This window comes from Mycolicibacterium boenickei, assembly GCF_010731295.1.
GTDB classification, from domain to species: domain Bacteria; phylum Actinomycetota; class Actinomycetes; order Mycobacteriales; family Mycobacteriaceae; genus Mycobacterium; species Mycobacterium boenickei.
Genome location: NZ_AP022579.1, coordinates 4,535,069 through 4,560,066, shown reverse-complemented (window position 1 = coordinate 4,560,066; position 24,998 = coordinate 4,535,069). Strand labels below are relative to the sequence as shown.

The window sequence follows — 24,998 nt, the reverse complement described above, 5'->3', positions numbered from 1 at the left end:
TATGGCATGAGTACACGTCGAAACGAATCCGATATCCAGGGTTACCAGGCCGAACCGGAGCTCGGCGGGCATCTGCAGCAGGTGCTCGTCGACCTGATCGAGCTCGGTTTACAGGGCAAGCAGGCGCACTGGAACGTCGTAGGAACCAACTTCCGGGACCTGCATCTGCAGCTCGACGAGGTCGTCGATTTCGCCAGGGAGGGCTCCGACACCATCGCTGAACGTATGCGCGCGTTGGACGCCGTCCCGGATGGGCGGTCGGACACCGTCGTGGCGAGCACGACGCTGCCGGAGTTCCCCGCCTACGAACGCAGCACCGGCGAGGTGGTCGACCTGATCACCACGCGGATCTACGCGACGGTGGGCACCCTGCGTGGCGTCCACGACTCGGTCGATGCGCACGATCCGACCACCGCCGACATCCTGCACCAGTTGATCGACGGTCTGGAGAAGCTGGCCTGGCTGATCAAGTCGGAGAATCGCAAGGTCTAAACCCCGGCCGGCGGCACGACAGAGGTGGTACGCATCGGACCGGCATTCTCCAGCCGGGTGCGTACCGCCTCGTCGTCGCGACGCCCGACGAGGTACCACGTGTGCATCAGGCCTTTGCCCTTGACGTCGACATCGCCGCGTTCTTCGAGCACGAAATTGTGGCTGATTCGCTCATACACGTTGTGCGGCACCTGAATCCGCCCGGCCACATCCGTGGTTTCCATACGTGAGGCGACGTTGACCGCGTCACCCCAGACGTCGTAGAAGAACTTGCGCGCCCCGACCACCCCGGCCACCACGGGCCCGGCAGCCAAGCCGATCCGTAACGGCACCGCCCGGCCGCGCGGATCCTTGAGGTCGGCGACAGCGTCGGCGAGGTCGAGGGCCAGGCAGGCCAGCGCCTCGATGTGATCGGCGCGCGGCTTGGGCACCCCGGCGACCACCATGTAGGAGTCACCGCTGGTCTTGACCTTCTCCAGGCCGTGCCGGTCCACCAGCGCATCGAGATCGGTGTACAGCCGGTCCAGAAATCGCACCAGCTCTGTCGGGGTGATGTCGCTCGCCCGTTCGGTGTAGCCGGCGATATCGGCGAACAGGATCGAGGCGTCGTCGTACTTGTCGGCGATGATCGTCCGTGACGGTTCCTTGAGCCGCTGAGCGATCGTGGCCGGCAGGATATTGGCCAGCAGTTGCTCGGATCGTTGATATTCGGCTTCCATCGCCGCTTCGGCCCGAGCCATCTCACGTAACGACAACCAGACTGTGGCAAACACCATTACCCCGGCCGAGACGGCCGAAAGGATGAAGCCCGCGGTCAGTGCCCAGGGTGGTCCCAGCCCTCGATCATTGGGCACCAGAACTTCCAGCACGATCGCCGCTGCCACCGCCAGCGCAGTCAGCGTTCCTGCCAGGACGATGCGCTCGATCCCCAGCACGAGCACCGCCAGTGACGCCACCACGATGAAGTAGAACTGCAGCCCAGAACCGGTTCCGACCGCGAAGCACATCGTCGACACCGACACGTAGGCGAACAGGAAGAACGCCAGGGGCGCGATCAGTTCGCCGAACCGGTACAGCAGCGGCACCAACAGGAACAACGCGGCCGATCCGAGGTTGACGAAGCCGAACCGCCACATCGGTCCGCCGAGGATCAGTTGGAAGACCCCGAATCCGCCGGATACCGCGGCCGCGAGGCACGTCGCGATGGTCAACACCCGCTGTCGGCTCGACACGCTCTCGGCGTAGTGCCGAGTGCGGGCCGGAATGCGGTTGTTCAACGCCATCTCGGGAATGCACACTGACCGGCGGAACTCGCTGACCACCACGGACAAAGGGTATCGCCGTCAGCGACCGGGTTGGCCGACATTGACGCTGCCGCTATTTCGAACCATGGTCCAGCAAATCGAACGGCATATCGGTATGTCACAATGGGAACTTGTTCCAGTGCGTGCGGTAATTCTGCCGCGATCTCTTCTGGGGGGATCTTTTCGTGGACCGGTCATGGGTGCGTAACACCGCAGCTGGCTGTGCAATCGCTTGTGGCGCCATGGTGGCGGGGCCGGGCATGCTCGGCACCGCGGTGGCTTCGGCCGACCTGTTCGGGATCGACTTCGACGTCCTGGACATCTTCGATCACAAGGACAAGAAGAAGAAATCCGACCACAGCGCCAAAGTCGGCAACCAGCGCGGCGGTGGAGCGAAGAATTCCGGCGGCGGCGTCACCGGGCCGAACGCGTCGACCGGGCCGAAAGCCAAAGTCGGCGCGGGCGGGTCATCGACGTCGAATGGTCCCACGGCGAAAGTGGGCGCCGGCCAGTCATCGGCGTCTACAGCGCGGTCCGCCTCGACCGACGAGGCCCCGCAGTCGGCGGGCGTGACAGGCACGAGCGGGCAGGCCCCCACCGCCGCAACCGTGACCGGCGGCACCGCTGAGGCTCCTATTGCGGCGGTGACCGGTGGGACGGCTCAAGCCCCCTCGGCAGTCGTGTCCGGCGGCGGGGGCGGCGGTGGTGGAGGCGCGACCACCAACGGCAACATCGGCCGGGCCCCCAACCTGGCGCCGGTGCCGACCGCCCCGAGCAGCCGGTCGATCGTGATCCGGTCAGCTCCGCCGAAAGCCCCGTCCGCTCCATCCGCGCCGGCCCCGGCCGCACCCGCGGCGCCGGTCGCTCCCGTCGCTCCTGCGCCGGTGGTGGTACCTCCCGTCCCGGTGATCCCGGCTCCGGTGCCCGCGGCGCCTCCCGCGATCACGCCGCCCGCGGCCCCGAGCGCGCCGAGCCTTCCCGCGCCGCAATCTGAACCTCCAGCGGCACAGCCACTTTCGGTGCCCGCGATACCGGAGTCCTTCCGGATCGGCTATGCGGACTACCTGCGGGTGGCCAGCACCTCCGACCTTCTGTTCGCCGTACTGCCCGGTCTCGGCGGCATGCTGTTGATGACGGCGGCCGGCGGGGTGGTCGGTTTCCGGCAGGCCCGGGCCGCGCAGACGCTGCCGTCGCCGCAGATCGCCCGGTTCCTGCCCTAGCACCTCGATGCGGGGCGAGCACGATCGCAGTAGATCGGCTGCCGCGGTACATCGGATGGGGCCGTTGGTCTGGCTATTGATCGGCGCGGCGGCGATTTCGGTGCTGGCGGGATTCTTGATCGTTGCGGGTTGGGCTCAGGGAGAGCTGTCGGGCTCGCTCTGGGGTCCGATGTTGGGTCCACTGTTTCTGGCGGCAGGGTTCGGATTCGTCGCCTATCGGGAGGCCACCGTGCCCAGACCCGCGAAGGAGGCGCCCGCGTCGGTCGGCGCCGTTGTCGAGGTGCGCAACCCTCTCGGCGTCGTGTTCTGGGTGTCGGCCGCGCTGGCGTTGACGGTCCTCGCCCTGGTGGCGTCCGGCGCGTCGAGATTGGTGCAGCGGGCATGCCGGCCCGGCGGTATGGATCTGGCCGACGTCACCGGGCTCGCTGCGGTCGGTGTGATGCTGATCGTCGCGATGGCTTTGTTCGGGATCGGCTTGATTGCTGCGGCCATACCCGTGCGAATCATCCGAGCCTATGGGCGAATCCATTTGTGGGTGTCGCACGAAGGGATCGGCTATCCGCCGATGTCGAGTGATGACCCCGGCTTCCGGCAGTGGGACTGCGTCACCGCGATCAGGCATACGTCCCGCGATGCCCGCGGTGTCGTGTACACCCACGAGTGGGTCATCCACGTCACCAACCCGATCTCACGGATCGTGGTGGTCTACCCGGTGGGCGCAACACCGCGTCCACGTGCCATCCGTCAGACCATCGAGGATCTGGCGCCGGACGTCGAGGTGGGCTGAAATTCCGCGCGTGGTGCCCTCGGTGAGATTCGAACTCTAATCTGTCGTCGCTCTGACCTCGACTGAAGTCCAGTACTCGCAGGTCAGAGTGCTGTTTGTGATCAATCTCGGTTACTGCCGATTAGCTGTTGTGAACCGAGAATGTAGTCAGAATGTAGTCAGTCGATCACACGTTCGCGCGACCCGCTGGAAGGACCAGGAAGGCCACGGCGCGACACGGCCTGACCTACCCTAATCGCGGTTGAGCTGTGGTTAGGTTCATCGCTGTGGGGGATTTCGTTACTGATGCATGCGTCGCTCTGGGAGTCACGCCTGTGCGTGCCCTCGTTCCCGGCGGCCAGAAGCAGGTTCATGTCGTAGTCGACGCATCTGGGAACGAGAGCGTCCTGAAGTTGATCGACCTCGGTGCCGCGAGTGACCCTGCAGCGCTTCAACGTGCGCGCCGCGAAGTCGAGCTATTGCGGAGTATCGATCATCCCAACGTGGTCAAAGTGCGATCTGAGTTGCGCGAACTCGGCTCGCCTCCTCTAGCTGCATTCTGGCTGGAAGAGTTTCTCGACGGTCAAGATCTCAGATATTTCGGCGGGGGATGGTCCGCAGACCAGTTGATAGCGCTTGGCAAAGATGTATCGGCCGGCCTCGGGGCGCTTCACGCGATGAAGGTGATCCACCGGGATCTCAGCCCGGGCAATGTGCAGCGGCTCTCCAGTGGCCGATTTGTGGTAATGGATCCAGGCTTTGCAAAACACACCCTGAAAAGCGGTTTGACGATCGGCGGCCAACCCGGGACGCCCGGATTTATGACTCCCGAGCACCTACAGGCGTATTCAGGTGCTCCGACAGCGGCGTCGGATGTTTTCGGCTGTTCAGCGTTGGTGTACCTGGCGGCGACGGGTCAGCCGCCTGTCCCCTACAAGGGCGACGATGCCGAGTACCTACGCCGGCTAAGAACTGCACAACATGTCCCACTTGCGCAAGCACGGAGCGACCTTGCCGCGCCGTTGGTTGACGTCATCGAGCGCGGTTTGCACCCCCAACCCGCGCGCCGGTATCGCAATGGTTCCGCACTCTCAGCGGCGTTCGGGGCTCTCTGATGGCAGTAATGATTCAGGACACCGCAAGGAATAACCTCATCAAGTGGGCCGGCAACGCAATCAGCGGTGGCTACGCAAGGGGTGCATTTCTCTCACCATTCATATCGCCGCGAGAAGCTAACGGCTTCAAGAAGTCTGCGAGCGAGACCTCGACTGCAATCAGGGGTGCAGGGGGAGAATTCTGGTTCGACTCGATGACGTACGCCCTCGATATGCCTCGTGCTGGGAACTTCCGCCACTATGACGGCTGGCCCCTTTGGGGCGGCAGCAGAGGGGACCTCTCGAATCGAGCCGCCATGCGGGCACACGTTTCGGCAGTATTCAGAGTACAGGACGAGCTGGTAAGTCCGCACCTGGCGCCCACCTGCCTGGTGTCTTACCCGGACACTCCGAAGAGTCGCCAAGCGCTTGACCTCGCGGAAGCGGCCGTAGAGGTCGACCCAACGGCATGGCTAACAGTTGCGGGCGACCAGCAATTTTGGTCAGCCGGGGCCGAACTGGACGCGCATATCGGTGCCCTGGATCAATGTGAGCCGGGCGGATGGGTATTCGTGGTGACACGAAATGACACGGCGATGCCGCCAGCTTCGACGGCCGAGGAGATACACGGCCTGGTTCGATCGACGTTCGCGTTGAGTCAAGATCGTCCGGTGAGGGTCGCATTTGGCGATCTTGCTGCCCTGCCGGCAATTGCCGCAGGTGCGGAATCGCTCGGTACTGGCTGGGACATGCGCCAGCGGCTCTGCGCTTACCAGGATTACGAGGATCGGGAAGCCGACGCCGGAGGCGGCGCGTGGTACCAGCGACCTACTTTCCGCGGTTTGCTCGGCGGCCTCTCGGGAAACGAATACGAACTCCTCACCTCGGAACGCGCCCAACTTGCAGCACGGCTGGCACCCGGCACAATCGCGCCACAACCAGAAAGCGCGTTTCGCCATCATGCCACCGTGCTGTCTGAGTTGATCCGAGCGCTCCAGGCTCTGAACGGACGTGACAGAGTCGAGTATCTCCGCGACCAATATTCAGCCGCGCTTGGCGAGTGGCCAGAGGTTCAGCGAGTGACTGGAACGAGACTTGGCCCCACCAGGTGGATCGCGCCGTTTCTGGCTGGCCTGGACCTATTCATCACGGCCGAGGGATGGATCTGAGGCAAGAGCCGCGAACAGGTACTCAAAGCCCAGCGTGCGCCGTGGACCTGACGGCACCCTCTTGCGCGGACGAACAACCCAACCGCTCTCGTTGTAGAGGCCGGCGCCATCAGCGATCACGGCAGACCGTGCGCGCTCGGCTGCTTTCGGCCCAGACTCTCCGAGCACAACGACATAGTTATCGGCCCACGTTCGGTAGCCGCGCCCCTGGATCACAGCTCGTTGCCAGTTTTTGACCTTTGCCTCGATTGCGTAAAGTGATCCGGCCGGTCGCATGCCCGGTGCAGCACGAACGGCACCGGACGGACTTACAACAACGGCACCAAGTTGCTGCAGCCGACGAACAGTCCGCTCAACTTGTTCTAATTGCCATTCGAGCCGACGTGTCAGGGATGCGACGCTCAGAGGCCGTCCCGCGGCTAATGCAGAGAGCACCGTGCAATCGATCGCAGACAACACGGGCGGCACGTTGGCCGACAGCCGTGAATCCAACCAACTTTGACCGCCCACCAACGCCACAAAGTCGGGCACACCGAGAGGGCTGTGCATCTCCGCGACGAGCATTACGTCCCCCGCAGGACCAGGCATGGAAGTAGCCACACGGCTCGCAAGTCCGTGAAGATGCCGCTCCTCCACGGGCTCGAATCGTCGTCCGCCGCGGGACGAGACGGATTCAACGAGTCGGACGCTTCTCAAAAGATTCACGCTCCAACGATTCGAAAACAGAGGCGGCGCTTACCCTAGTCCAGCTGTTGCGCAATGAAAGTACCCGGCGCATTTCCGCTGCAGATGAGCGCTAAGCCGAGGCTGGATGGCCCGCCGTCGTCGGTCAGGCCCAGGGCCGCGCATACATCGGCATGGTCGACCTGGCCGCTGAAGTAGAGCCGGGTGGTCAGCGCTTTGACGGCGGGCCAGCAGCGTTCCAGTAAGCCGACAACCTCTGCACCCGCGGACGGTCCACCAGCTGCGCACAGCGCGCGGTCGTCGGCGCGATGGATCGCCAGCGCCCCGTGCATATCAGCCGGCCCCGGTGCGCGGCCGAGGGTCCAGCGGGCCTCGGCCCACGGCCCCGCGTAGGTGATCGCGGCCTGTATCCCTGCGGGCAGCCGGTCGTACTCGGTGTGTGGGTGCTCGTCATCGACCGTGGCGCGGTGTACACGTCCACCGAGCGCCACCGCTGCCACGGCATGGCCGGCCTCGTGGAAAGCAGTGGCGAGGCGGGACAGCTCGGTATCGCTGAGTTGGTAGCCGGTCTTGCTCATGGGGCGGTGCTCCTAGTCGTCATCGGGGCGCAATCTCGGAATTGGCTTGAGCTCGCCTGAACTTGCTGGGGTTGATCCACCTCGCGGCTGGTAGCGGCGCAGGATGCCGACGACCAACAGGGCAACAGTCGCAACGCCAAACACGATGATTAGCGGTGTGCGCTCGCTGCGGGCCTTTCGGCAGTCGGCCACCTGGCTGTCGCTGGAGAAATAGCCACGGGCAGCCGGGGCGTTCAGATCGCCGCCGGATCGCAACAGCGCATCCTCCAACGCTCGCTGTGCATCGTCAGAGCGTTGTTTCGCGTCGGCGTAGTTGGCCATCGCGTCGTTCGGGAACAGCCAGCCGCCGCAATGGATGCCGTCGTCGGTCTCTACGTTCCAGAAGGCAACGAGGGCCGTCACGATGAATGCCACGAGGGCCAAGGTCAGCGCGCCACGGCCTGGTTTCGGTGCGCCGAGAAATGCCTTGCGGGCAGCGGTCGAGTAATTGGAGACGTTTCCCATCAGGCGACACTAATCTGCCACCCCGACAAACGGGCTGGGTTGCGTTTCGTGGTGGCGATGCGGTCCACAGCCTGGCCACCGCCACCACGACGCACGCTCACCGCTGTCTGCGGGACGCCGGGCGCGCACATGCGGCTGCGGCCGCGTCGCCCTTCCGTCACCGCCCGACACCAGGAGAGGATGGGGTGCCACCTCCCGGCGTCCCGCAGACAGCGGAGAACTTGAACCGGTCGGCGCGAACAACCAGGACGGCCTCGTCAGTGTCGCAGTTACTGCTCCCACCGACCGGGGGCTCACGGGGTGATCACCGCCGCACCGATCAGGGCCTCATAGGCAACGATCACCGAGCGTTCGGCGATGGCTACGAACTGGTTCTGTTCGTACTGGATCACCTCGCGCACGGCCACCTCGTCGCGCCACCCGTAGGTCGGGCTGGTACCGATCAGCCTGTCGCCCAACGGGGTTGCATACCCGGCGCCGAATACCCATCGGTGACCGGCCGGGGTGCGCAGGACGCCTGGCACGCCTGGCACGCCCGGTTCGCGGATGATCAGGCGCAGGTGTTCGGCCAGTGCCAGCAGACCGACGCGGGCGTGGATGAGACCGAACGTCCCGGTAGCGGCGAACGTCTGCTCGAGATGGCCCACAGCCGCCACAAGATCATCGGCGGCAGTCGGAGTCGGTGCGTCGGCCAGTAGCCGGGTGGCGAACTCGGTCTCGACCGCGATGGGTCCGCGCAACGCGAAGGTCTGCCGTGCCCGCTCGACGGCCTGGCCTCGGTCGAACACCGAGAGGTTGCCGCACTCCTGGAGCCGGTCGAACGCCCAGACCGTTTGAGCTACAAACGGGTCGGGGTCGGGGTCGTGGTCGGCGACCGGTGGACCTGACTTGAGGTCGCCGGGGTCCAGGTCGTCGGGGCTGACGCACCACGGCGCACCCCAGACGCCGAACGCGCCGGGCTCGCGGTAGCTGCGCAGCCGGATCTGAACACCCGAGGGCAGCCAGTGCAGGGCATCACCGTCTGCGGCCACGGTCCAGGTGGTCGCCGAGTCGAGGCCCAGCGGCCAGCCTGGTACCGCAAGGGGCGGGGTGAACTCGACGGGCAGTAGCGCTGATGTCATCAGATATCGACTCCTAGGTCTCGAAGTTGGGCGCGCGCCGCCTCGGCTCGGTTGTTCGGATCCTTGCGGCGATTCGCCGCTGCGGCGGCGGCCTTGTCGATACGTGCCGACAGCTCGCGGGCGGCGTGGTCGACGGTTTCGCGCAGCAGGTCGCACAGCCTCTCTGATCGGCTGGCCACGCCGCGCAGATGGGGATCGCCGGGTAGCAGCGCCCGCCGCAGCAGATCCGATAGCGGGCCGGTGGGAGTCTGGGCCATCTCGACCAGCGCCGCTGCCCAACTGCCCGTGGCCACCTGTTCGGCTCCGATCTCGGGCAGTGTCGGTCGCTGCGCGAGGTCGACTAGCAGCCGTATCGCCGCGGTGCGCTTGGCGGTGTCGTGTGCCAGGTGTTCGGTGCGCTGTTTGGCGTCGGCCTCGGCAAGCCAGCCGATCACCGTCGACACAAGTTCATGGACAGCGTCGGCCAGATCGGCAACGCGGCCCGCGCACACCTGCGGGTTGGGCAGCTTAGTGACCCGGTAGGCCAGCGGATGAACGACTGCGGCCACCTCGTCGTCAAGCGAGAACGCACCGCTGTAGACCGTGCTCAGCCCGGTGCGGCGCCGCTCGCGCTGCCCCTCCTGTGAGCACACCGCTTGGTTCGGGGCGGGCTGATCAGTCGGCCGGGCGGCGGGCGCACGCTTGCGGCGCAATGCGGTCATGTTCATCGACTCACCGCCGCTGCATGAGGATGCCTGAGCATGTCAGCGAGCGCGGGTATGTGCGCAGGGTTCAGGTTGTCGCGTTCGGCGTCGATCACTCGCCGACACCGCCAGTAGGCCAGGGCGGTCTGGCATTCGAGCACCCGCGGATCGGTGTCGGGCACCCCGCGGCTCTTGAGTGCGGCCAGCGTGGACGACCAGCTCGACGCTGTGCGCGACGCCGGATCGACAGTTGCTGCAACGGTCATGAGCGCAGTCAACCACTGGGCCGTGCACGGCTTCTGCGCTGCGACGCACGACGAGTGTCTTTTCTGCCGTGGCGAACAGCTTTGTCTGGCAATGACTTTGCCGTTCTGTACGGCAGAGTCCTGAGATTCCAGAGTCAGATTATGTAGCAATTTTGGGCACCGTCGGACCCCTGTACCAGTTAGCTATGGACCACGATAGGCGAACGGTATTTTCAGGGCATGCGTACACAAATCGGTCGAATCATGTTCACCGCGTTAGCTACTGGCGACCATATGACTGCCCACGCTGTGACGTTCGCCGCCCGTGGCGCTGTTTGCTCGCCGCAGCCCGAACCGAGAGGAACCCTCACCATGTCCGTCGTCTATCACGTCTGTGACACCTGCGGCCTGGCCATCGTCAACGATGACTATTCCGCGTTCGAGCTGCAGCAGGACGTTGACACCGATTACGAGCGCGTCAGCGCGTTTGTCGAGTCAGTGGGCTACCTGTTCGACGCAGGCAAGGTCAGCAAGGCCGGCTATTGGGAGTGCGAGGCCTGCGACCAGGTGTGCATCGGCTCGGCCTGCGCGCTGGAGACCCTGGCGTGAGCGCGCCACGTCGCCGCAACCGCACCGCACCCGAGGGCACCGTTGTGGCCTACCTGCGGGTCTCGACTGATGAGCAGGTCAACAGTGGCGCCGGCCTCGACGCCCAGCGTGTGGCCATCGAGTCCGAGGCCGCGCGTCGGGGCTGGACCATCGTGGCCTGGCACGCCGACGAGGGCATCAGTGGCGGTAAGGGCATCGAGCACCGGCCGGGCCTGGCCGCCGCGGTCGCCGCCGTCGAGCTGGGCGACGCGGCCGGGTTGCTCGCCGCCAAGCTCGACCGCATCAGCCGCTCGGTGCTCGACACCGCAAAGCTCATGGAACGCGCCCGTCACGGCGGATGGGAGCTGGTCACCTGTGATCTGGCCATCGACACCAGCACGCCGGCCGGTGAGGCCACCGCCTCGATGATGGCCGTGTTTTCCCAGCTCGAACGTCGCCTGATCAGCCAGCGCACCCGCGAGGCCCTGGCAGTCAAACGCGCCCAAGGGGTGCGGCTGGGCCGACCATCGAGCCTGCCCGCCGAAGTGGTCGAGCGTGTCCTCGCGGCTCGTGCGGGCGGTGCGTCACTGCGGGCCATCGCCGCCAGCCTGACTGCTGACAACGTGCCCACCGCCTCGGGCGGCAAGTGGCATGCCTCGACCGTGCGCGTCGTGCTCGACGGCCAGGACGCTGCCAAGCTACGCGCCGCCGTGACCGCCTGACCTGACTTCTGTTCTGAACTTTGACAACTCCACAGTGAGCCCCCAAAGCGGCGATCAGCACCGGGCGCCGACACGGGCAGGCCTTCAACTGCGACGGGACCGGTCGTGCGCGCCATGTGCACAGCACCGGTCCCGTCACGCGGACTCGGTCAGAATCCGCGCCGGGTCGTCCTCTGGTAGCCCAGCGGGTTGTACCCGCCGCCGCTGATGCGCCGGGTCAACCGGCTGTCTATCGGTGTCACGCTGGCCAATCCCGGGCGCACACCGAGGCGTTGTTCCATTGGTGATAACGGGCTCTCGCGCTCGCGCTGGCGGTCCAGGCGGGACGGGTCGGTGAACGTCACCCGCTGCGCGAGCGCGTGGACCAGTACGTCATGAGCGACGACCAGGGCGGCAATCTGGTCGGGTTGGTGCTGGCCGACCTGCCAACCCACCGCGGCGTCCTCCAGCTCGGGCAGATGCCCGGCGATGCGAACACTGCCGACCTCGAACCCTTGCAGCAGCGCAGCGCTGCGGGCCAATGCGTCGCCACCGCCCCGGCCAGACCCCTTGGGAGGCCAGGACGTAACCCTGATCGGGTGGCCGACTTGATAGCGCGACAGCGCGTCTTTGACCACGCGGACGTAGGTCTCGCGGGCGGCGAAACCCTCGATGGCAATCTCACTGGCGCCCGTGTCGACGGCCAGCTCGACGGCCTGGCGCGCCCACTGCTCAGCAGTCATGGGCGCGGACATGTCCGCGATCACCGCCACCGTGGCATCCGAGGTGATCGACGCGGCCACGATGCCGCACGAGTCACCGCTACCTGAGTCAGACGGGTCGACACCGACCACGGTCCTGATCGGGCGCAGCGGTGCTGCGGGAAGTCGGTGCGCGTCGAGCCAGTCGGCCCTGATCAGCGTTCCCTCGGGCGTGCTTGGGACGCCGAGGTAGAGCGCAGCCCACGCGCGCGAGCCCACGGCCCGCTGAATCTCGCAGAAGTCCTCGACGGTGCGCTCACCGAGCGCGGTCGTCATGCCGATACCGGGGTCGCGGTCCAGGGCGTCGGGCACCCCCGGTGTCGAGATGGCCGGCACGTTGATGTGCTGCCAGCGGGTGCCGTCCTCGGCCAGCAGCTCGCCGGACAAGTCCGATTCGTGCCACCTGGTGGCCACGATGATGACCGATGCGCCGGGGTGCAGTCGGGACAGCAGCGAGGCGCGGAACTCATTGGACAACCGACGCCGGTAGGCCGCTGAGTCGGCCTCGACGCTGTTCTTGATCGGGTCATCCACGATGAGCAGATCGGCGCCGAACCCGGTTGCGCCGGACAGGATGCCGCCCGCCAACAGCCCGCCGTCCGTGCCGGCCAACTGCCAGCGGCCGACGCTGGTCTTGTCGGTCGACAGCGCGATACCGAGCCGGTCGCCGTGGTCCTCGATCAGGCGACGGGCTGCGCGCGAGTGTTCCTCGGCCAGGCTGTCGCTGTAGGACCGCAGGATGATTCGGGCGTCAGGGTTGCTCGCCAGCGCGAACACGGTCCCAACCTGCGACGTGAGCACACTCTTGCCGGTGCGCGGCGGCGTGCTGATGATGTACCGGCGATCAGGATTGTGCACGGCGTCGGCGATGGCGTCGCTGATCATCGCAATGGTTGGGGTGACCCGGTAGCCAGGTAGCACTCGTTTCGCCAGTTCTGCCGGCGTCGTCGGTCGCCGCTGGGCACGCCGCGACGCCAAGGCGCGGGCCCCGACCACGGTCGGCAACGCCATGGTGCTCACGCTGCCCGGCCCCGGGGTCTGCGAGTCGGCGCGGGAATCGACAAGCACACGTAATTGCGACCGTGGTCGTCCTTCCACACTTCGACCTGACCACGTTCGACAAGGCGAGTCAGTGACCACAGTCGCGGCCAGAACTCCCGTTCGGGCAGTCGCTTTCGGAGATGCCGCCACGGCAGCGTCTCGCCCTCGGTGGACCGCAGAATGTCGAGGATTACCGCGTCGAGCTGGTCGGCCGTAATGCCGTGCTCGGTATTGGTGTCGGTCTGGCTCATTCCATCGCTCCCGTCAGATGCTCGATCAGCTCGGCTGCCCGGTCGGGCGGAATCGTCCCGCGGTTGACCTCGGCATGGATCACGTCATGCACCCGCCACCAGCCCAGCGCGCGGCGACACTGATCGACACGCGGGCTGTCGGTTTCACCCCGGGAAGCCATCACAGCCAGACGCCCCTGCCACGCCGACCGTGCGCGCGATCGTGGGTTGAAACCGTCGGCGTCGATGGTCGCGTGACACCTCTGGTGGTCACGATTTGCCGTAGTCACGACTGCAGCGTGTCAAAGTGCCGTGCAGTAGCTACTCGACCAGGGCGGGGCCCGTACCGGTGCCGTCTGCGGGCTCCACAGCCTCCGAACCCTCGGTGACAGGCTCTCGGCGCCGTATCACCGCCTGCCACTCGCCAAGTTCGTCGGCGGTCAGCGCGCCCAGCGCGAGAACCTGGCGGGCGATGTCGACGTGTAACGGCCACAAGGGATCACTCGGGCCGGCCACGACACCGAACAGTTCGCGGCACTGCTCGGCCACCGCGGTATCGAGGGCAGTCGGGTCCAGGCGTCCCTCGGCGGCATCGCGCGCCACCGAGGTTGCCGACCTGATCACGGTCTCAATCGCTGTCATCCCTCGATCACTTCTCCCTCGATCACGCTGCCGAGCGCCGCGTGTGGCTGTTGTTGTCGTGCGGTGAGTTCGAGCAGCGCAGCTTCCATCCGGTCGATAATCGCCGTGGCCGAGTGCTGCACGTTCACGTCGACCTGTTGGGCGACGGGCACATTCAGCCCGTTCAGCCTGGTCATCTCCGAAGTGGTGTTCCGCAGCTCTCGCATCAGCGGCACCAGGCGGTCGTCGTCACCGGCCGCACGCGCCTCGAAGATCCGTTCGGCGAGGATCTGCGCCGAGATCTGGAGACGTTCGGTCGCCGACTTGCGCGCACCCTCGACCGTCTCGGGCAACTGGCGGTCCAGGTGCCGGTTGACCGCCGTTTGAGCCGCCCCACAGCTGCGATACCCGAAGTGGTCGGCGACGGCCTGCCAGGTGTAGCCGAGGGACCGCAGCCGGAACGCTTGCTCGGCTCGGGCTCGACTCTCTCGATGGGGCATGAGGGGTGCCATATCCGCATTCTTTACGCAAGGCGTGCAGTGCTCGGGCGCTCGCGCGTCAATTCGGCACTGGCTGCCGTCGTCGTTACACAGCCTCCAGAACGGCTGACACGATCTGAACGGCAGTCGGTTTCGCAGCACTGGGGACGGGCTGACGAACCCCCATGGACATGGACACACGTAGAGCGTGTGTGTCCGTGTCCATATGGCCGGTGTCCATGATGTCCATGTTGGTTGTCCGTGAGTTGACCTGCTATTTGTCCGTATTGATGTCCACGTGTCCATATGTTGTCCATGAGCGACGGTTGTCCATGGTCATTTGTCCATGGACAACCTGCGATTTCACGGAACCTAGTCGGATAGGAGGCGGTGGGTCGCGGGCCGGAATTTCGCACCCTCGGTCAGCTTCTCGACACACGGATTGGGGTCTGTCATCAGCGACTTCAACACCCGCCCCGTGGCCTTACGCTGCGCGTCGGTGGGATTCTCACCGTGGACTCGCTGCGCGAGTTCGTTGACTGTCCAACCGTCGGCGAGCCCCCTTGCGGCCTCGATATAACGACTGCGCCTTGCGTCGTGCGCCGTACCGCCCTCCGCCGCAGTTAAGACCATCGGATCGATGGCCACACACCAAGCAGCGTCGCCAGGGTCGATGATGAACCGGCCCGCCACTTGCAGCGCTCCCTTACCCTCCGGCACGGGGTAGCAGTGCTGGCGTAGCCCGCTGTGCCGGTCTTTGCGAATCGACAGGCGCAGCGTTCCACCTTGGCCCTTGCGCAGCGGCACTTCAACTGAGACTCGTATTTGTGTGCCGCCGACTCGGCGACGCTTCGCCATGGTCCCGCCTGAACCGTAATTCCGGCTATCGGAGTTCTTGGCCATGTGGTCAATCAGGATCACACACGTGCCTGCCCGGGCTAGCAGTCCGGCGGTACCGCGGATGATGCGGGTGAAATCGTCGCTGTCGTTGTTACTTCCGTCGAACAAAGGCACCAGCTCGCCCACACAGTCGATCACCGCGATATCGGGCGCCTCTGTGCCGGCAGTGCAATCTCGAATAACTTGTTCAAGCCGATCAGGTCCGGCTGGTGAGCAGTAGCGGAATCGGCGGGCGCGTAGAGCCCCCTGTGGGGCTCCGAGCATTAGCAATCTGGCCACGATGGACTCCACGCCGTTGTCGTCAAGGTCAACGAACAATGCGGTGCCGCCATCACGTAGCGTCTCGGCGCAGCCGGCGAGTGCGACCATCGTCTTTCCGTCCTCGGGGTCACCATAGAGAAGGTTGATTTCGCCGCGGTAGAACAACCCCACATCATCTGTGCGGCGCAATATGTCCGGGTTTGGCAGATCTGGCACACCGTCATCGAGAAGTTGCCCGATGTCGGCGTAAAGGGGCGTTCCGTCATCCGGGTCAGTACCGTCAGCCGCGCGCGCTCGCGCGTTCGCCTGTGCCCGGTCCTCGGCGTCCCACGTATCGATGATGTCGACCGAGCGACCGTGCGCAGCAGTGGTCGCCACCGGCAGTGCGGCAATGGTGCTCATCGGCACCCCGAGGTCAAGCAGATCGGCGGCACTGAACACTGCGGGCTTCTTGGATCGGTTGGGAGTCCGTTCCCGTCGCGCAATCTTGTTCAGACTGCGGGCGTGCTTGACGACCGGCCTCGCCCATTCCTGGCCGTCCTCGTCTGCTGCCACCACATCGGCGAGCGCATGACGTGCCTTCGGGTCGATACCCGCCACAGCTACCTGCAACTCGGTACGTGATGCGGCCTTAGTCGGTGGCGTCCATGTCCGCCCCCGGCTCTCGCACCACGTGCGAACGTCATCCTCGGTCGGACGCCTGTCGGCCCCGATAAGGCCAAGCGCGGCGAGGTCGGCCACCTTCACCACGTCAAGGCGGGCAATGCACTTGCGTTCCGTGCTTGTCAGTTCGTCGCACAGCTCCGCGGCATAGGCCCCGCCGATTACCTCGGCGGGCATTGTGAACCCGCCCGCGCGGGAGTTTCCGAACGGGTTTTCGTCCGTGCTCTGATCGTTCGCCTCTGATCGGGTGTCAATGCCCGGCTGAGCGGTAGTCTTCATGGTGTTCCTGTTCTGGTGTACGGGAATGTCCTTCGGGTGATCACCGGGCCGGGTCAGAGGCAAAATGGCCCCGGCCCGGTGAGTTCTTTCAGGGGTCAGTCCTGGTCGCCGGTAGAGACCCGCAACCCGTCGAGCCAGGCGTCGAGGTCCGAAACGCGGTACCTGACGCGGTTACTGGCGACGCGGATGAAGGCGGGTCCGGTCCCTGTCCGGCGCCACACCCGCATCGTCTCGGGGCTCATGTTGATGTAACGCGCGGCTGCGGGTGGGTCGAGCAGATGAATGACGGTCACGGTGTCGGCCATGGTTGGCTCCTCGTGATTGCGGGTATTGAGCAAGGTACGCGGGCGTTGTGCACGCTGGAACGACTGCACCGCCTCGGAAGGTGTTGTGCAAGAGGACTATTCGTTCATCATGGGTGACTCACCGGCTCGCAGTTTCTACGGCGCTGGCCTCGATGTAGTCGCGGATATCGCTGGCGCGGTATCGGATGCGCCGACCGTCGCGGATGAACCGCGGACCGACGCCCTTGAATCGCTCCTGTGCCAGCACGCCCGTCGTCGTGCCGCGATAGGCGGCCACCTGCTGCGGTGTCAGCAGCTCATCAAGAACCTGCGAGCTCGGCTGTGTGGTCATGTCGAAACCTCCACTACGGGGGCGGTTTCGCAGACCAGAACCGATGCGGACCTCTGAGCGTCACGGTCCTCGGGCGTCCTGCGCGGGCCTGGATGCCAGGCCCCGTGGGCGATGTGCTCCCGTCGTCGCCCAGATCTGCCGGGGTAACGGGGCGGTCGCCTGTGGCTCAGATTCACGCGGTGAGCGACCGTGCCACGGAGATTAACACGGGCTGATGACCGTTGACGGTAGCGAAACGCCGAATACCTCTACAGGCCAACGACACTGACTGCAAAGTCGGTATTGTCATGTCCCGCCGACGCGACCATAACCCTTGTTTGACAAACCGGGATCCCGGCCTAGGATCAGCCCATGCCGAGCGCCATTGCAGACGACGAACTGACGCGCCGCGCGTTCGCCGCGTACTTCCGAACCGGTGGGACCGAACAACCCACCAAGGGCAGCGGAGAAGTCGCACACGACGGCAAGCGCTATGTCGTCCTGCGCAATCGGGGAGGGCTGCTCGCGGTCTATCGGGTGCGCAACGACGGCATGTTGCGCCGCATGCGCCGCTGGCCGGCCGAGCTGGAGCACTGATGGCCAGTATCAAGAAATACGCCACGGCCCACGGTGACCGGTGGCGGGTGCAATACCGAACGCCGGACAACAGACTGACGGGCGCCCGCGGATTCAAAACGAAACGTGAGGCTGAGAACTACGCGGCCACCGTCACCGTCAGCAAGGCACGCGGAGAGTACATCGACCCGGCCGACGCGCGGGTGACCGTTGGGGACCTCGGGCCGGGCTGGCTGGCACGCCGGACACACCTCAAGCCATCGAGCCGCCGCGTCGAAGAAGTCGCGTGGCGCGTGCACGTCGAACCGCAGTGGGGTGCGGTGAAACTCGCTGACATCCGGCACTCGGCGGTGCAATCGTGGGTATCAGCGATAGGTCGCGCGGTCACCGACTCCGACGGCAAGGTGACCAAGAAGGCCAGCGGCCCGGTCACGGTCATTCGGGCCTACAACGTGCTAGCGGGCATCCTCGATGACGCGGTGAGGGATCGTCGCCTGACGGCCAACCCGGCACGCGGCGCCAAGCTGCCGCGCAAGGTCAAGCGCGAACACCCGTACCTCACCGATGACCAGGTGATGGCTCTCGCGGCCGAGGCCGGGCCGGACAAGGGCGCCATCGTCCTGGTGCTCGCGTACTGCGGGCTGCGATGGGGCGAGTTGGCCGGCCTGCACGTCGCCGACGTGGACACGCTGCGGCGCCGGCTGCACATCCGGCGCAACGCGGTGAACGTCGGGGGAGTAGTAGAGGTGGGCACACCCAAGACGCACGAACGCCGCACGGTGCCGCTGCCTCGATTCCTGGTCGGCCCGCTGGCCTCGGCGTGTCAGGGCAAAGGCCGCGACGGCATCGTGTTCCCGGCCGCGAGCGGTGACTACGCCAAGCCGCCTGGAATGAAAACGTGGTTCGACGGTGCGGTGACCCGGTGCGCCACCTCTGCGGATAAGGCTCGTGCCGTCGAGCACGAGGTGCAGCCCGACCGCGAGCCGGACACGGCGATCTTCCCGCGCATCACACCCCACGATCTGCGCCACACCGCGGCATCGCTGGCGGTGTCGGCGGGCGCGAACGTCAAGGCAGTGCAGAAGATGCTCGGGCACAAGTCGGCCACAATGACTTTGGACACCTACGCCGACCTGTTCGACAAGGACGCCGAGGCCGTCGCCGACGCCCACGACGAACGTCTTGCCGGGATGACCCTGCCCGCATCGCTGGCCGGGCAGATGTAGTCAGAATGTAGTCAAGTGACTCGTAAAAGCGGTGTCACGATAGATGATTCAAGCCTCTGACCTGCATGTACGATGTCTAGTAAGTGAGTGCCCTCGGTGAGATTCGAACTCACACTGTACGGGTTTTGAATCCGTTTCCTCTGCCAGTTGGGATACGAGGGCGTCCCGATCTGTACTGCGGCCTACCACCATAGAGGATGCCCCCGCAGTCGCCGAACGGCGGCCTCCACGACACAATGTCTCCCATGACCGGGTCACCGAAAGACGCTGAAAGCCCCCGCCGCGTGCTCATCGCCGAGGACGAGGCGCTCATCCGCCTCGACCTCGCAGAGATGCTGCGCGAGGAGGGCTACGAGGTGGTGGGGGAGGCCGGCGACGGCCAGGAGGCCGTCGAGCTCGCCGAATCGCTGCGCCCGGACCTGGTGATCATGGACGTCAAGATGCCGCGCCGCGACGGCATCGACGCCGCCTCCGAGATCGCCAGCAAGCGCATCGCCCCGATCGTCATCCTGACCGCGTTCAGCCAGCGGGAGTTGGTCGAGCGGGCCCGCGACGCCGGCGCGATGGCGTACCTGGTCAAGCCCTTCAGCATCACCGACCTGGTGCCGGCGATCGAGGTGGCGGTCAGCCGGTTCAGCGAGATCGCCGCACTGGAGAACGAAGTGGCGTCGCTGGGGGATCGTCTGGAGACCCGCAAGCTGGTCGAGCGGGCCAAGGGTTTGCTGCAGAGCAAACATCAGATGACCGAGCCCGAGGCCTTCAAGTGGATTCAGCGCGCCGCCATGGATCGCCGCACCACCATGAAACGGGTGGCCGAGGTGGTACTCGAAACCCTCGAGGACTCCGAGGAATCGCCCGCTCAAGAGAACTGATCGGCGGGCCCGGGTGTTAATTATGGGTTTCCGCCGGGCCGAAACTCCGCGTTCAGCCAGGACCCGCGGAAGAACCATTCACTCAAGATCCCGCACTCGGGCCGGTGGTTGGCTATGTTCTACCCGAAGCTCCGGCGCCCACCCTCGCAAGGTCAGGGCGCCGGTGCCGCTGACAACTCTGACCCGGAGGTGAAGCGTGCGCGGTCGCGTGGCACGGAAAGCATTTGCTCTCGGAAGCGCGGGTGTGGTTGCCCTGGCGATTGCCGGCTGCAACCAATCCTCGCCGGAAGGCGAGACATCCCAGACCAATCTGAAAATCGTCGAGAAGGTTCAGATCGACGAGAACGGTGCTGAGGTCAAGGCCGCTCAGGACGTCACTCCCGCCGATCCTGCCGGCGACGGCAAGGCGACCTGCCCGCCGGTGATGATCGGCATGATGGGCGCGCTCAACGGGCCGGACGCCGCGCTTGGCATCAACATCAAGAACGGCGTGCAACTGGCGATCGACAAGCACAACGCCGCCAACGCCGGCTGCCAGGTGCAGCTGAAGAGCTATGACACCGAAGGTGATCCGCAGAAGGCGACCGGGGTGGCGCCGCAGATCGTCGACGAGGCGTTCATCATCGGCCTGATCGGGCCGGCGTTCTCGGGCGAGACCAAGGCCACCGGCGACGTCTTCAACCAGGCCGGTCTGGTCGCGGCCACCGCCTCGGCCACCAACGTCACCCTGAGTGAGAACGGGTGGCGCACCTTCTTCCGCGGTCTGGCCAACGACGGCGTCCAGGGTCCCTCGGTTGCCAACTACCTCAAGAACACGCTGGGCAACAAGAAGGTGTGCGTGGTCGACGACAGCACCGACTACGGGCTCGGCCTGGCCGAGGCGGTTCGCGAAACCCTTGGCCCGGTAGCCGATTCGTCGTGCAACATCTCGGTGAAGAAGGGGGACAAGGAGTTCTCGGCCGCCGTCACCCAGATCAAGGGAGCCGCTCCCGATTCGGTGTTCTACAGCGGTTACTACTCCGAGGCCGCACCGTTTGTGCAGCAGCTCAAGGACGGCGGCGTGACGGCGACCTTCGTCAGCGCCGACGGCACCAAGGACCAGCAGTTCGTCAACCAGGCGGGCGAAGCGTCGAAGGGTGCGTTGCTGTCCTGCCCGTGCGGCCCGGCCACCGGGACGTTCGCCGACGAGTACACCAAGAAGTTCGGCCAGGCGCCGGGCACGTACAGCACCGAGGGTTATGACCTGGGCACCATCCTGCTCAAGGGCATCGACTCGGGTGCCATCACCCGGCCGGCCCTGCTCGACTTCGTCCGCAAGTACGAGGGCCAGGGTGTGGCCCGCAAGTACCAGTGGACCGACAAGGGCGAGCTGACCACCAACTTGATCTGGATGTACGAAGTCAAGTAGTCCGCTGACGAAACGCGTCCGAGACCGTAGCCCGGACTCGGACGCGTTTCGCTTCACATCACGAAGTCAGGAGCCGCCGCCGGATGATCCACCAGTGCGTCGAGCAATCCGCCTGCCTGGCAGCCAACATCAACTTCGACCTGCACGGACTGCAAGACCGATTTCTCCAATTGACGATCGACGGATTGTCCTGGGGAGCGATCTATGCACTGGTGGCGGTGGGCTACACCCTGGTTTTCGGCGTGCTGCGCCTGATCAACTTCGCTCATTCCGAGATCTTCATGCTCGGCATGTTCGGGGCGTACTTCTGCCTCGACGTCGTTCTCGGCTTCACCCCGGGTGGCACGACGTATGACAAGGGCGTCGCGCTGACCGTGCTCTACCTCGGCATCGCGATGCTGTTCGCGATGCTGGTCTCGGGATCGGCCGCGGTCGGCCTGGAGTTCATCGCCTATCGGCCGCTGCGCAAGCGAAATGCCCGCTCCCTGACCTTTCTCATCACAGCCATCGGCATGTCGTTCGTGCTCCAGGAATTCGTGCATTTCGTGCTGCCGAAAATCCTGAAGGGATACGGCGGTAGTAATGCCCAACAGCCGATCAAGCTGGTCCGGCCGACTGTCCAGTTCACGCTGTTCGAGGGCACCAAGTTCGAAGCGGTCGTCACCAACGTCACGCTGGTGATCATCGGCGCGGCGCTGGTGATCGCGCTGCTGACCGACATCGCCATCAATCGGACCAAGTTCGGCCGCGGCATCCGCGCGGTCGCACAGGACCCGACCACCGCGACGCTGATGGGCGTTTCCCGAGAGCGAATCATCATGCGGACCTTCCTCATCGGCGGCCTGCTCGCCGGTGTCGCGGCGCTGCTCTTCACGCTCAAAGTGCCCCAGGGCATCATCTACTCGGGCGGGTTCCTGCTCGGCATCAAGGCATTCTCGGCAGCGGTGCTCGGCGGCATCGGCAATCTTCGCGGTGCCCTGCTGGGCGGTCTGCTGCTGGGCATCATGGAGAACTACGGGCAGGCGGTGTTCGGAACGCAGTGGCGTGACGTGGTGGCGTTCGTGCTGCTGGTGCTGGTCCTGCTGTTCCGGCCGACCGGCATACTCGGTGAGAGCCTCGGGAAGGCGCGGGTATGAGCGAGCAACACGGTTCACGGTCCGCCGGGTCACTGACCAAGACGCTGTTGGCCCCCGGCGACGCCATTCGCGAATGGTGGTCCAACCTGTCGCGGGCGGCCAAATGGTCTGTCGGGGTGGTGGGTTTCGGGTTGCTGGCCCTGCTGCCGCTGTTCACCCCCAGCTTCCTCAACACCACCGGCATCAGTTTCGGCGGCACCATGGCCCAGTTCGCGATGGTGGCGATCATCGCGATCGGGCTCAACGTCGTCGTCGGGCAGGCCGGCCTCCTCGACCTCGGCTACGTCGGCTTCTATGCGGTCGGCGCCTACACGGTCGCGCTGCTCACCAGCCCGGACAGCCCGTGGAACAAGGTGGGGCCCAACGGGTTCTTCAGCAAGGACTGGGCTTGGTTGTCGTGCGTGCCGTTGGCCATGGCCGTCACCGCGCTGGCCGGGCTCATCCTGGGAACTCCGACCCTCCGGTTGCGCGGAGACTATCTGGCCATCGTGACCCTGGGATTCGGCGAGATCATCCGCCTGCTCGCCGACAACCTGTCAGACATCACCAATGGTTCCCGTGGGCTCAACCAGGTGGCCTACCCACGGCTGGGGGAGAGCGAGACCCTGCCCAACGGGGTGTTCTCCAGCGGCAACTCGGCGGGCACGGCGAACTACGGCACCTGGTGGTTCTGGCTGGGCCTGATCCTGATGGTCGGTATCCTGCTGTTGGTCGGCAACCTGGAGCGCAGCCGGGTCGGGCGCGCGTGGGTGGCGGTCCGCGAGGACGAGGACGCCGCAGAGGTGATGGGCGTCAACACCTTCCGGTTCAAGCTGTGGGCTTTCGTGATCGGCGCCGCGATCGGTGGCCTCTCGGGTGCGCTCTACGCCGGCCAGGTCCAGTACGTGGCACCGCCGACGTTCAACATCATCAACTCGATGTTGTTCCTGTGCGCGGTGGTGCTCGGCGGGCAGGGCAACAAACTCGGCGTCATATTCGGTGCGTTCGTCGTGGTGTATCTGCCCAACCGGCTGCTCGGGGTCGAGTTCCTCGGGATCAACCTCGGAGATCTGAAGTACCTGTTCTTCGGTCTGGCCCTGGTGGTGCTGATGATCTTCCGGCCGCAGGGCCTGTTCCCCGTGCGCCAGCAGCTGCTGACCTACGGCAGATCTGCCCGGGAGTTGTTGCGCGGCGGCACGGAAAAGGAGCCGGTGCGATGAGCGAACCCATGCCCGGCGTGACCGAGAGCGTCGAAGAACTGGCCGGGGTGCACCGCGAGATCCAGGCTGCCGAGGGTGAAACCCTTTTGGAAACACGGGATCTCACCGTCAAGTTCGGCGGCCTGGTCGCCCTGGACTCCGTCAGCTTCAACATCCGCCGAGGTGAGATCCTCGGACTGATAGGCCCCAACGGGGCGGGCAAAACCACCTGCTTCAACGCGATCACCGGGGTGTACCGGCCGAGCTCTGGATCGGTGATCTTCGACGGCGCTCCGCTGGGGCGGATCAAGCGTCACCAGATCACGCGCCGCGGTATCGCCCGTACGTTCCAGAACATCCGCCTGTTCGGCGAGATGACCGCGCTGGAGAACGTGATGGTGGGAACCGATGCGCGGCACAAGACCTCGGTGCCGGGAGCGCTGGTGCGGTCCCCGCGGCATCGGCGCGAGGAACGGTCGGCCATCGAGCGCGCCGCAGCCCTGCTGCACTTCGTGGGGATCGCCCACCGCGGTGAGGAGAAGGCCAAGAACCTTCCCTACGGGGACCAGCGTCGCCTCGAGATCGCCCGTGCCCTGGCCACCGAGCCCAAGCTGTTGTGTCTGGACGAGCCGGCGGCGGGGTTCAATCCGGCCGAGAAGGCCTCACTCATCGAGTTGATCCGCAAGATCCGCGACGACGGCTACACGGTGCTGTTGATCGAGCACGACATGCGTCTGGTGATGGGCGTGACCGACCGCATCGTGGTGCTGGAATTCGGCCGCAAGATCGCCGACGGATTGCCGCACGACATCCGCGAGGACCCGAAGGTCATCGCCGCCTACTTGGGGGTACCCGATGACGAGCTCGGTTGAGACCAGCCGCCCCGTGCTGCTCGAGGTGCGTGACGTGGTGGTGCACTACGGCCGCATCAAGGCGTTGCACGGGGTTTCACTGGTGGTCCACGAAGGGGAGTTGGTCACGCTGCTGGGCTCCAACGGGGCAGGCAAGACCACGATGATGCGCGCGATCTCCGGGCTGCGGCCGTTGACCTCGGGGTCGGTCTGGTTCGAAGGCCGCGACATCTCCCGGGTGAAGGCACACCAGCGGGTGATCGACGGGCTGATCCAGGCTCCGGAGGGTCGCGGGGTGTTCCCCGGCATGACCGTGCTTGAGAACCTCGAGATGGGATGTTACGGACGCAAATTCGATTCCCGTGGGGCGCATGACGAGCGGTTGGACTGGGTGTTCACGACGTTCCCCAGGCTGGCCGAGCGGCGTTCCCAGGTGGGTGGCACCCTCTCCGGCGGGGAACAGCAGATGCTGGCCATCGGCCGGGCACTGATGGCCCGGCCCAGGGTGTTGCTGCTCGACGAACCCTCGATGGGACTGGCGCCGATGGTGATCTCGCAGATCTTCAAGATCATCTCCGAGATCAACACGCAGGGCACCACGGTGCTACTGGTGGAACAAAATGCCCAGCAGGCGCTGAGTCGATCCGACCGTGCCTACATCCTGGAGACCGGCAACGTCACCCGCACCGGTGACGCGCGGGAACTGTTGGCGGACGACAGCATTCGCGCTGCCTACCTCGGTGTCGCGTAAC

General features: G+C 65.5%; 30 protein-coding genes and 1 tRNA gene. 15 read left to right on the top strand and 16 right to left on the bottom strand.

Going from position 1 to position 24,998, the window contains the following annotated elements:
- Positions 1-6: 6 nt before the first annotated feature.
- A complete protein-coding gene (locus G6N57_RS21780) occupies positions 7-492 on the top strand; it encodes a Dps family protein (RefSeq protein WP_077739417.1) in 486 nt (161 codons plus the stop codon).
- On the opposite strand, the gene G6N57_RS21775 is transcribed toward G6N57_RS21780, so the two are convergent.
- Positions 489-1,817, bottom strand: a complete 1,329-nt coding sequence (locus tag G6N57_RS21775) for an adenylate/guanylate cyclase domain-containing protein (protein ID WP_407665945.1) — start codon at positions 1,815-1,817, stop codon at positions 489-491. The two genes, G6N57_RS21780 and G6N57_RS21775, sit on opposite strands and share 4 nt — an antisense overlap.
- A gap of 221 nt (positions 1,818-2,038) precedes the next feature.
- Between G6N57_RS21775 and G6N57_RS21770 the strand changes: the two genes are divergently transcribed.
- The 4 genes from G6N57_RS21770 (at position 2,039) to G6N57_RS21755 (ending at position 6,045) form a co-directional block, all read left to right on the top strand.
- The gene (locus G6N57_RS21770; protein WP_163646653.1) at positions 2,039-3,016 is read left to right on the top strand and encodes a hypothetical protein; all 978 of its coding nucleotides are present in this window, start codon (positions 2,039-2,041) and stop codon (positions 3,014-3,016) included.
- Positions 3,017-3,071: 55 nt separating this feature from the next.
- A complete protein-coding gene (locus tag G6N57_RS21765) occupies positions 3,072-3,803 on the top strand; it encodes a hypothetical protein (protein ID WP_077739419.1) in 732 nt (243 codons plus the stop codon).
- 314 nt (positions 3,804-4,117) lie between these two features.
- Positions 4,118-4,897, top strand: a complete 780-nt coding sequence (locus G6N57_RS21760; protein WP_162563917.1) for a serine/threonine-protein kinase — start codon at positions 4,118-4,120, stop codon at positions 4,895-4,897.
- 8 nt (positions 4,898-4,905) lie between these two features.
- Complete coding sequence (locus G6N57_RS21755; protein ID WP_133118334.1) at positions 4,906-6,045, top strand: hypothetical protein; 1,140 nt, start codon at positions 4,906-4,908, stop codon at positions 6,043-6,045.
- On the opposite strand, the gene G6N57_RS21750 is transcribed toward G6N57_RS21755, so the two are convergent.
- The 6 genes from G6N57_RS21750 to G6N57_RS21725 form a co-directional block, all read right to left on the bottom strand.
- A complete protein-coding gene (locus tag G6N57_RS21750) occupies positions 6,016-6,609 on the bottom strand; it encodes a hypothetical protein (RefSeq protein WP_133118335.1) in 594 nt (197 codons plus the stop codon). The two genes, G6N57_RS21755 and G6N57_RS21750, sit on opposite strands and share 30 nt — an antisense overlap.
- Before the next feature lie 176 nt (positions 6,610-6,785).
- Positions 6,786-7,307, bottom strand: coding sequence for a M50 family metallopeptidase (locus tag G6N57_RS21745; protein WP_077739422.1), 522 nt, complete (start codon positions 7,305-7,307; stop codon positions 6,786-6,788).
- Positions 7,308-7,319: 12 nt separating this feature from the next.
- Complete coding sequence (locus G6N57_RS21740; RefSeq protein WP_077739423.1) at positions 7,320-7,811, bottom strand: hypothetical protein; 492 nt, start codon at positions 7,809-7,811, stop codon at positions 7,320-7,322.
- A 293-nt stretch (positions 7,812-8,104) separates the two neighbouring features.
- Entirely contained in the window at positions 8,105-8,932 is an 828-nt protein-coding gene (locus G6N57_RS21735; protein WP_077739424.1) for a hypothetical protein, read from the bottom strand.
- On the bottom strand, positions 8,932-9,639 hold the full coding sequence (locus tag G6N57_RS21730; RefSeq protein WP_133118336.1) for a hypothetical protein: 708 nt from the start codon (positions 9,637-9,639) through the stop codon (positions 8,932-8,934). The genes G6N57_RS21735 and G6N57_RS21730 overlap by 1 nt, the downstream gene beginning before the upstream one ends.
- Positions 9,636-9,881 (bottom strand): hypothetical protein, encoded by a 246-nt coding sequence (locus tag G6N57_RS21725; RefSeq protein WP_077739426.1) that lies wholly within the window; start codon positions 9,879-9,881, stop codon positions 9,636-9,638. Before G6N57_RS21725 ends, G6N57_RS21730 begins: the two co-directional genes overlap by 4 nt.
- A gap of 273 nt (positions 9,882-10,154) precedes the next feature.
- On the opposite strand from G6N57_RS21725, the gene G6N57_RS21720 reads away from it, so the two are divergent.
- Together G6N57_RS21720 and G6N57_RS21715 are read left to right on the top strand one after the other, a co-directional pair.
- On the top strand, positions 10,155-10,469 hold the full coding sequence (locus G6N57_RS21720; protein WP_197908744.1) for a hypothetical protein: 315 nt from the start codon (positions 10,155-10,157) through the stop codon (positions 10,467-10,469).
- On the top strand, positions 10,466-11,170 hold the full coding sequence (locus G6N57_RS21715; protein WP_077739428.1) for a recombinase family protein: 705 nt from the start codon (positions 10,466-10,468) through the stop codon (positions 11,168-11,170). The genes G6N57_RS21720 and G6N57_RS21715 overlap by 4 nt, the downstream gene beginning before the upstream one ends.
- 149 nt (positions 11,171-11,319) lie before the next feature.
- On the opposite strand, the gene G6N57_RS21710 is transcribed toward G6N57_RS21715, so the two are convergent.
- From G6N57_RS21710 to G6N57_RS21675, 8 genes are all read right to left on the bottom strand, one after another.
- Entirely contained in the window at positions 11,320-12,921 is a 1,602-nt protein-coding gene (locus G6N57_RS21710; RefSeq protein WP_077741745.1) for a terminase large subunit domain-containing protein, read from the bottom strand.
- A 5-nt stretch (positions 12,922-12,926) separates the two neighbouring features.
- Positions 12,927-13,202: a hypothetical protein gene (locus G6N57_RS21705; protein WP_077739429.1), complete on the bottom strand. Its 276-nt coding sequence runs from the start codon at positions 13,200-13,202 to the stop codon at positions 12,927-12,929.
- The gene (locus G6N57_RS21700; RefSeq protein ID WP_133118337.1) at positions 13,199-13,471 is read right to left on the bottom strand and encodes a hypothetical protein; all 273 of its coding nucleotides are present in this window, start codon (positions 13,469-13,471) and stop codon (positions 13,199-13,201) included. The genes G6N57_RS21705 and G6N57_RS21700 overlap by 4 nt, the downstream gene beginning before the upstream one ends.
- Positions 13,472-13,502: 31 nt before the next feature.
- Complete coding sequence (locus tag G6N57_RS21695) at positions 13,503-13,823, bottom strand: hypothetical protein (RefSeq protein ID WP_077739430.1); 321 nt, start codon at positions 13,821-13,823, stop codon at positions 13,503-13,505.
- Positions 13,820-14,314 (bottom strand): hypothetical protein, encoded by a 495-nt coding sequence (locus tag G6N57_RS21690; RefSeq protein WP_077739431.1) that lies wholly within the window; start codon positions 14,312-14,314, stop codon positions 13,820-13,822. The genes G6N57_RS21695 and G6N57_RS21690 overlap by 4 nt, the downstream gene beginning before the upstream one ends.
- A gap of 339 nt (positions 14,315-14,653) precedes the next feature.
- Positions 14,654-16,384: an AAA family ATPase gene (locus tag G6N57_RS21685; protein WP_077739432.1), complete on the bottom strand. Its 1,731-nt coding sequence runs from the start codon at positions 16,382-16,384 to the stop codon at positions 14,654-14,656.
- A 95-nt stretch (positions 16,385-16,479) separates the two neighbouring features.
- Entirely contained in the window at positions 16,480-16,689 is a 210-nt protein-coding gene (locus G6N57_RS21680) for a helix-turn-helix transcriptional regulator (protein WP_077741747.1), read from the bottom strand.
- Positions 16,690-16,807: 118 nt separating this feature from the next.
- Positions 16,808-17,020, bottom strand: coding sequence for a hypothetical protein (locus G6N57_RS21675; RefSeq protein WP_077739433.1), 213 nt, complete (start codon positions 17,018-17,020; stop codon positions 16,808-16,810).
- Between the two features lie 351 nt (positions 17,021-17,371).
- On the opposite strand from G6N57_RS21675, the gene G6N57_RS21670 reads away from it, so the two are divergent.
- Positions 17,372-17,596, top strand: a complete 225-nt coding sequence (locus tag G6N57_RS21670) for a TolB-like translocation protein (RefSeq protein ID WP_077739434.1) — start codon at positions 17,372-17,374, stop codon at positions 17,594-17,596.
- Entirely contained in the window at positions 17,596-18,801 is a 1,206-nt protein-coding gene (locus G6N57_RS21665; RefSeq protein ID WP_077739435.1) for a site-specific integrase, read from the top strand. The genes G6N57_RS21670 and G6N57_RS21665 overlap by 1 nt, the downstream gene beginning before the upstream one ends.
- Before the next feature lie 88 nt (positions 18,802-18,889).
- On the opposite strand, the gene G6N57_RS21660 is transcribed toward G6N57_RS21665, so the two are convergent.
- Positions 18,890-18,963 (bottom strand) — tRNA-Leu (locus tag G6N57_RS21660).
- Positions 18,964-19,046: 83 nt separating this feature from the next.
- Between G6N57_RS21660 and G6N57_RS21655 the strand changes: the two genes are divergently transcribed.
- The 6 genes from G6N57_RS21655 (at position 19,047) to G6N57_RS21630 (ending at position 24,997) form a co-directional block, all read left to right on the top strand.
- Positions 19,047-19,673 carry a two-component system response regulator PdtaR gene (locus G6N57_RS21655; RefSeq protein ID WP_077739436.1) on the top strand — a complete coding sequence of 209 codons (627 nt, stop codon included), beginning with the start codon at positions 19,047-19,049 and terminating at the stop codon, positions 19,671-19,673.
- Between the two features lie 196 nt (positions 19,674-19,869).
- Positions 19,870-21,081 carry a branched-chain amino acid ABC transporter substrate-binding protein gene (locus tag G6N57_RS21650; RefSeq protein WP_077739437.1) on the top strand — a complete coding sequence of 404 codons (1,212 nt, stop codon included), beginning with the start codon at positions 19,870-19,872 and terminating at the stop codon, positions 21,079-21,081.
- Between the two features lie 83 nt (positions 21,082-21,164).
- Positions 21,165-22,217, top strand: a complete 1,053-nt coding sequence (locus G6N57_RS21645) for a branched-chain amino acid ABC transporter permease (protein ID WP_077739438.1) — start codon at positions 21,165-21,167, stop codon at positions 22,215-22,217.
- On the top strand, positions 22,214-23,416 hold the full coding sequence (locus G6N57_RS21640; RefSeq protein ID WP_077739439.1) for a branched-chain amino acid ABC transporter permease: 1,203 nt from the start codon (positions 22,214-22,216) through the stop codon (positions 23,414-23,416). The genes G6N57_RS21645 and G6N57_RS21640 overlap by 4 nt, the downstream gene beginning before the upstream one ends.
- Complete coding sequence (locus G6N57_RS21635; RefSeq protein ID WP_065461420.1) at positions 23,413-24,267, top strand: ABC transporter ATP-binding protein; 855 nt, start codon at positions 23,413-23,415, stop codon at positions 24,265-24,267. Before G6N57_RS21640 ends, G6N57_RS21635 begins: the two co-directional genes overlap by 4 nt.
- Complete coding sequence (locus G6N57_RS21630; RefSeq protein WP_077739440.1) at positions 24,251-24,997, top strand: ABC transporter ATP-binding protein; 747 nt, start codon at positions 24,251-24,253, stop codon at positions 24,995-24,997. The genes G6N57_RS21635 and G6N57_RS21630 overlap by 17 nt, the downstream gene beginning before the upstream one ends.
- The last annotated feature ends 1 nt before the right edge of the window (position 24,998 follow it).

What these genes read in the sequence shown, in the direction of transcription:
- G6N57_RS21780 (WP_077739417.1), top strand. Translation starts at nt 7, where the DNA reads ATGAGTACACGTCGAAACGAATCCGATATCCAGGGTTACCAGGCCGAA.
- G6N57_RS21770 (WP_163646653.1), top strand. Translation starts at nt 2,039, where the DNA reads ATGGTGGCGGGGCCGGGCATGCTCGGCACCGCGGTGGCTTCGGCCGAC.
- G6N57_RS21765 (WP_077739419.1), top strand. Translation starts at nt 3,072, where the DNA reads ATGGGGCCGTTGGTCTGGCTATTGATCGGCGCGGCGGCGATTTCGGTG.
- G6N57_RS21755 (WP_133118334.1), top strand. Translation starts at nt 4,906, where the DNA reads ATGATTCAGGACACCGCAAGGAATAACCTCATCAAGTGGGCCGGCAAC.
- G6N57_RS21750 (WP_133118335.1), bottom strand. Translation starts at nt 6,609, where the DNA reads ATGCTCGTCGCGGAGATGCACAGCCCTCTCGGTGTGCCCGACTTTGTG.
- G6N57_RS21745 (WP_077739422.1), bottom strand. Translation starts at nt 7,307, where the DNA reads ATGAGCAAGACCGGCTACCAACTCAGCGATACCGAGCTGTCCCGCCTC.
- G6N57_RS21740 (WP_077739423.1), bottom strand. Translation starts at nt 7,811, where the DNA reads ATGGGAAACGTCTCCAATTACTCGACCGCTGCCCGCAAGGCATTTCTC.
- G6N57_RS21735 (WP_077739424.1), bottom strand. Translation starts at nt 8,932, where the DNA reads ATGACATCAGCGCTACTGCCCGTCGAGTTCACCCCGCCCCTTGCGGTA.
- G6N57_RS21730 (WP_133118336.1), bottom strand. Translation starts at nt 9,639, where the DNA reads ATGAACATGACCGCATTGCGCCGCAAGCGTGCGCCCGCCGCCCGGCCG.
- G6N57_RS21725 (WP_077739426.1), bottom strand. Translation starts at nt 9,881, where the DNA reads ATGACCGTTGCAGCAACTGTCGATCCGGCGTCGCGCACAGCGTCGAGC.
- G6N57_RS21720 (WP_197908744.1), top strand. Translation starts at nt 10,155, where the DNA reads ATGACTGCCCACGCTGTGACGTTCGCCGCCCGTGGCGCTGTTTGCTCG.
- G6N57_RS21710 (WP_077741745.1), bottom strand. Translation starts at nt 12,921, where the DNA reads ATGGCGTTGCCGACCGTGGTCGGGGCCCGCGCCTTGGCGTCGCGGCGT.
- G6N57_RS21705 (WP_077739429.1), bottom strand. Translation starts at nt 13,202, where the DNA reads ATGAGCCAGACCGACACCAATACCGAGCACGGCATTACGGCCGACCAG.
- G6N57_RS21695 (WP_077739430.1), bottom strand. Translation starts at nt 13,823, where the DNA reads ATGACAGCGATTGAGACCGTGATCAGGTCGGCAACCTCGGTGGCGCGC.
- G6N57_RS21690 (WP_077739431.1), bottom strand. Translation starts at nt 14,314, where the DNA reads ATGGCACCCCTCATGCCCCATCGAGAGAGTCGAGCCCGAGCCGAGCAA.
- G6N57_RS21685 (WP_077739432.1), bottom strand. Translation starts at nt 16,384, where the DNA reads ATGAAGACTACCGCTCAGCCGGGCATTGACACCCGATCAGAGGCGAAC.
- G6N57_RS21680 (WP_077741747.1), bottom strand. Translation starts at nt 16,689, where the DNA reads ATGGCCGACACCGTGACCGTCATTCATCTGCTCGACCCACCCGCAGCC.
- G6N57_RS21675 (WP_077739433.1), bottom strand. Translation starts at nt 17,020, where the DNA reads ATGACCACACAGCCGAGCTCGCAGGTTCTTGATGAGCTGCTGACACCG.
- G6N57_RS21670 (WP_077739434.1), top strand. Translation starts at nt 17,372, where the DNA reads ATGCCGAGCGCCATTGCAGACGACGAACTGACGCGCCGCGCGTTCGCC.
- G6N57_RS21665 (WP_077739435.1), top strand. Translation starts at nt 17,596, where the DNA reads ATGGCCAGTATCAAGAAATACGCCACGGCCCACGGTGACCGGTGGCGG.
- G6N57_RS21655 (WP_077739436.1), top strand. Translation starts at nt 19,047, where the DNA reads ATGACCGGGTCACCGAAAGACGCTGAAAGCCCCCGCCGCGTGCTCATC.
- G6N57_RS21645 (WP_077739438.1), top strand. Translation starts at nt 21,165, where the DNA reads ATGATCCACCAGTGCGTCGAGCAATCCGCCTGCCTGGCAGCCAACATC.
- G6N57_RS21640 (WP_077739439.1), top strand. Translation starts at nt 22,214, where the DNA reads ATGAGCGAGCAACACGGTTCACGGTCCGCCGGGTCACTGACCAAGACG.
- G6N57_RS21635 (WP_065461420.1), top strand. Translation starts at nt 23,413, where the DNA reads ATGAGCGAACCCATGCCCGGCGTGACCGAGAGCGTCGAAGAACTGGCC.
- G6N57_RS21630 (WP_077739440.1), top strand. Translation starts at nt 24,251, where the DNA reads ATGACGAGCTCGGTTGAGACCAGCCGCCCCGTGCTGCTCGAGGTGCGT.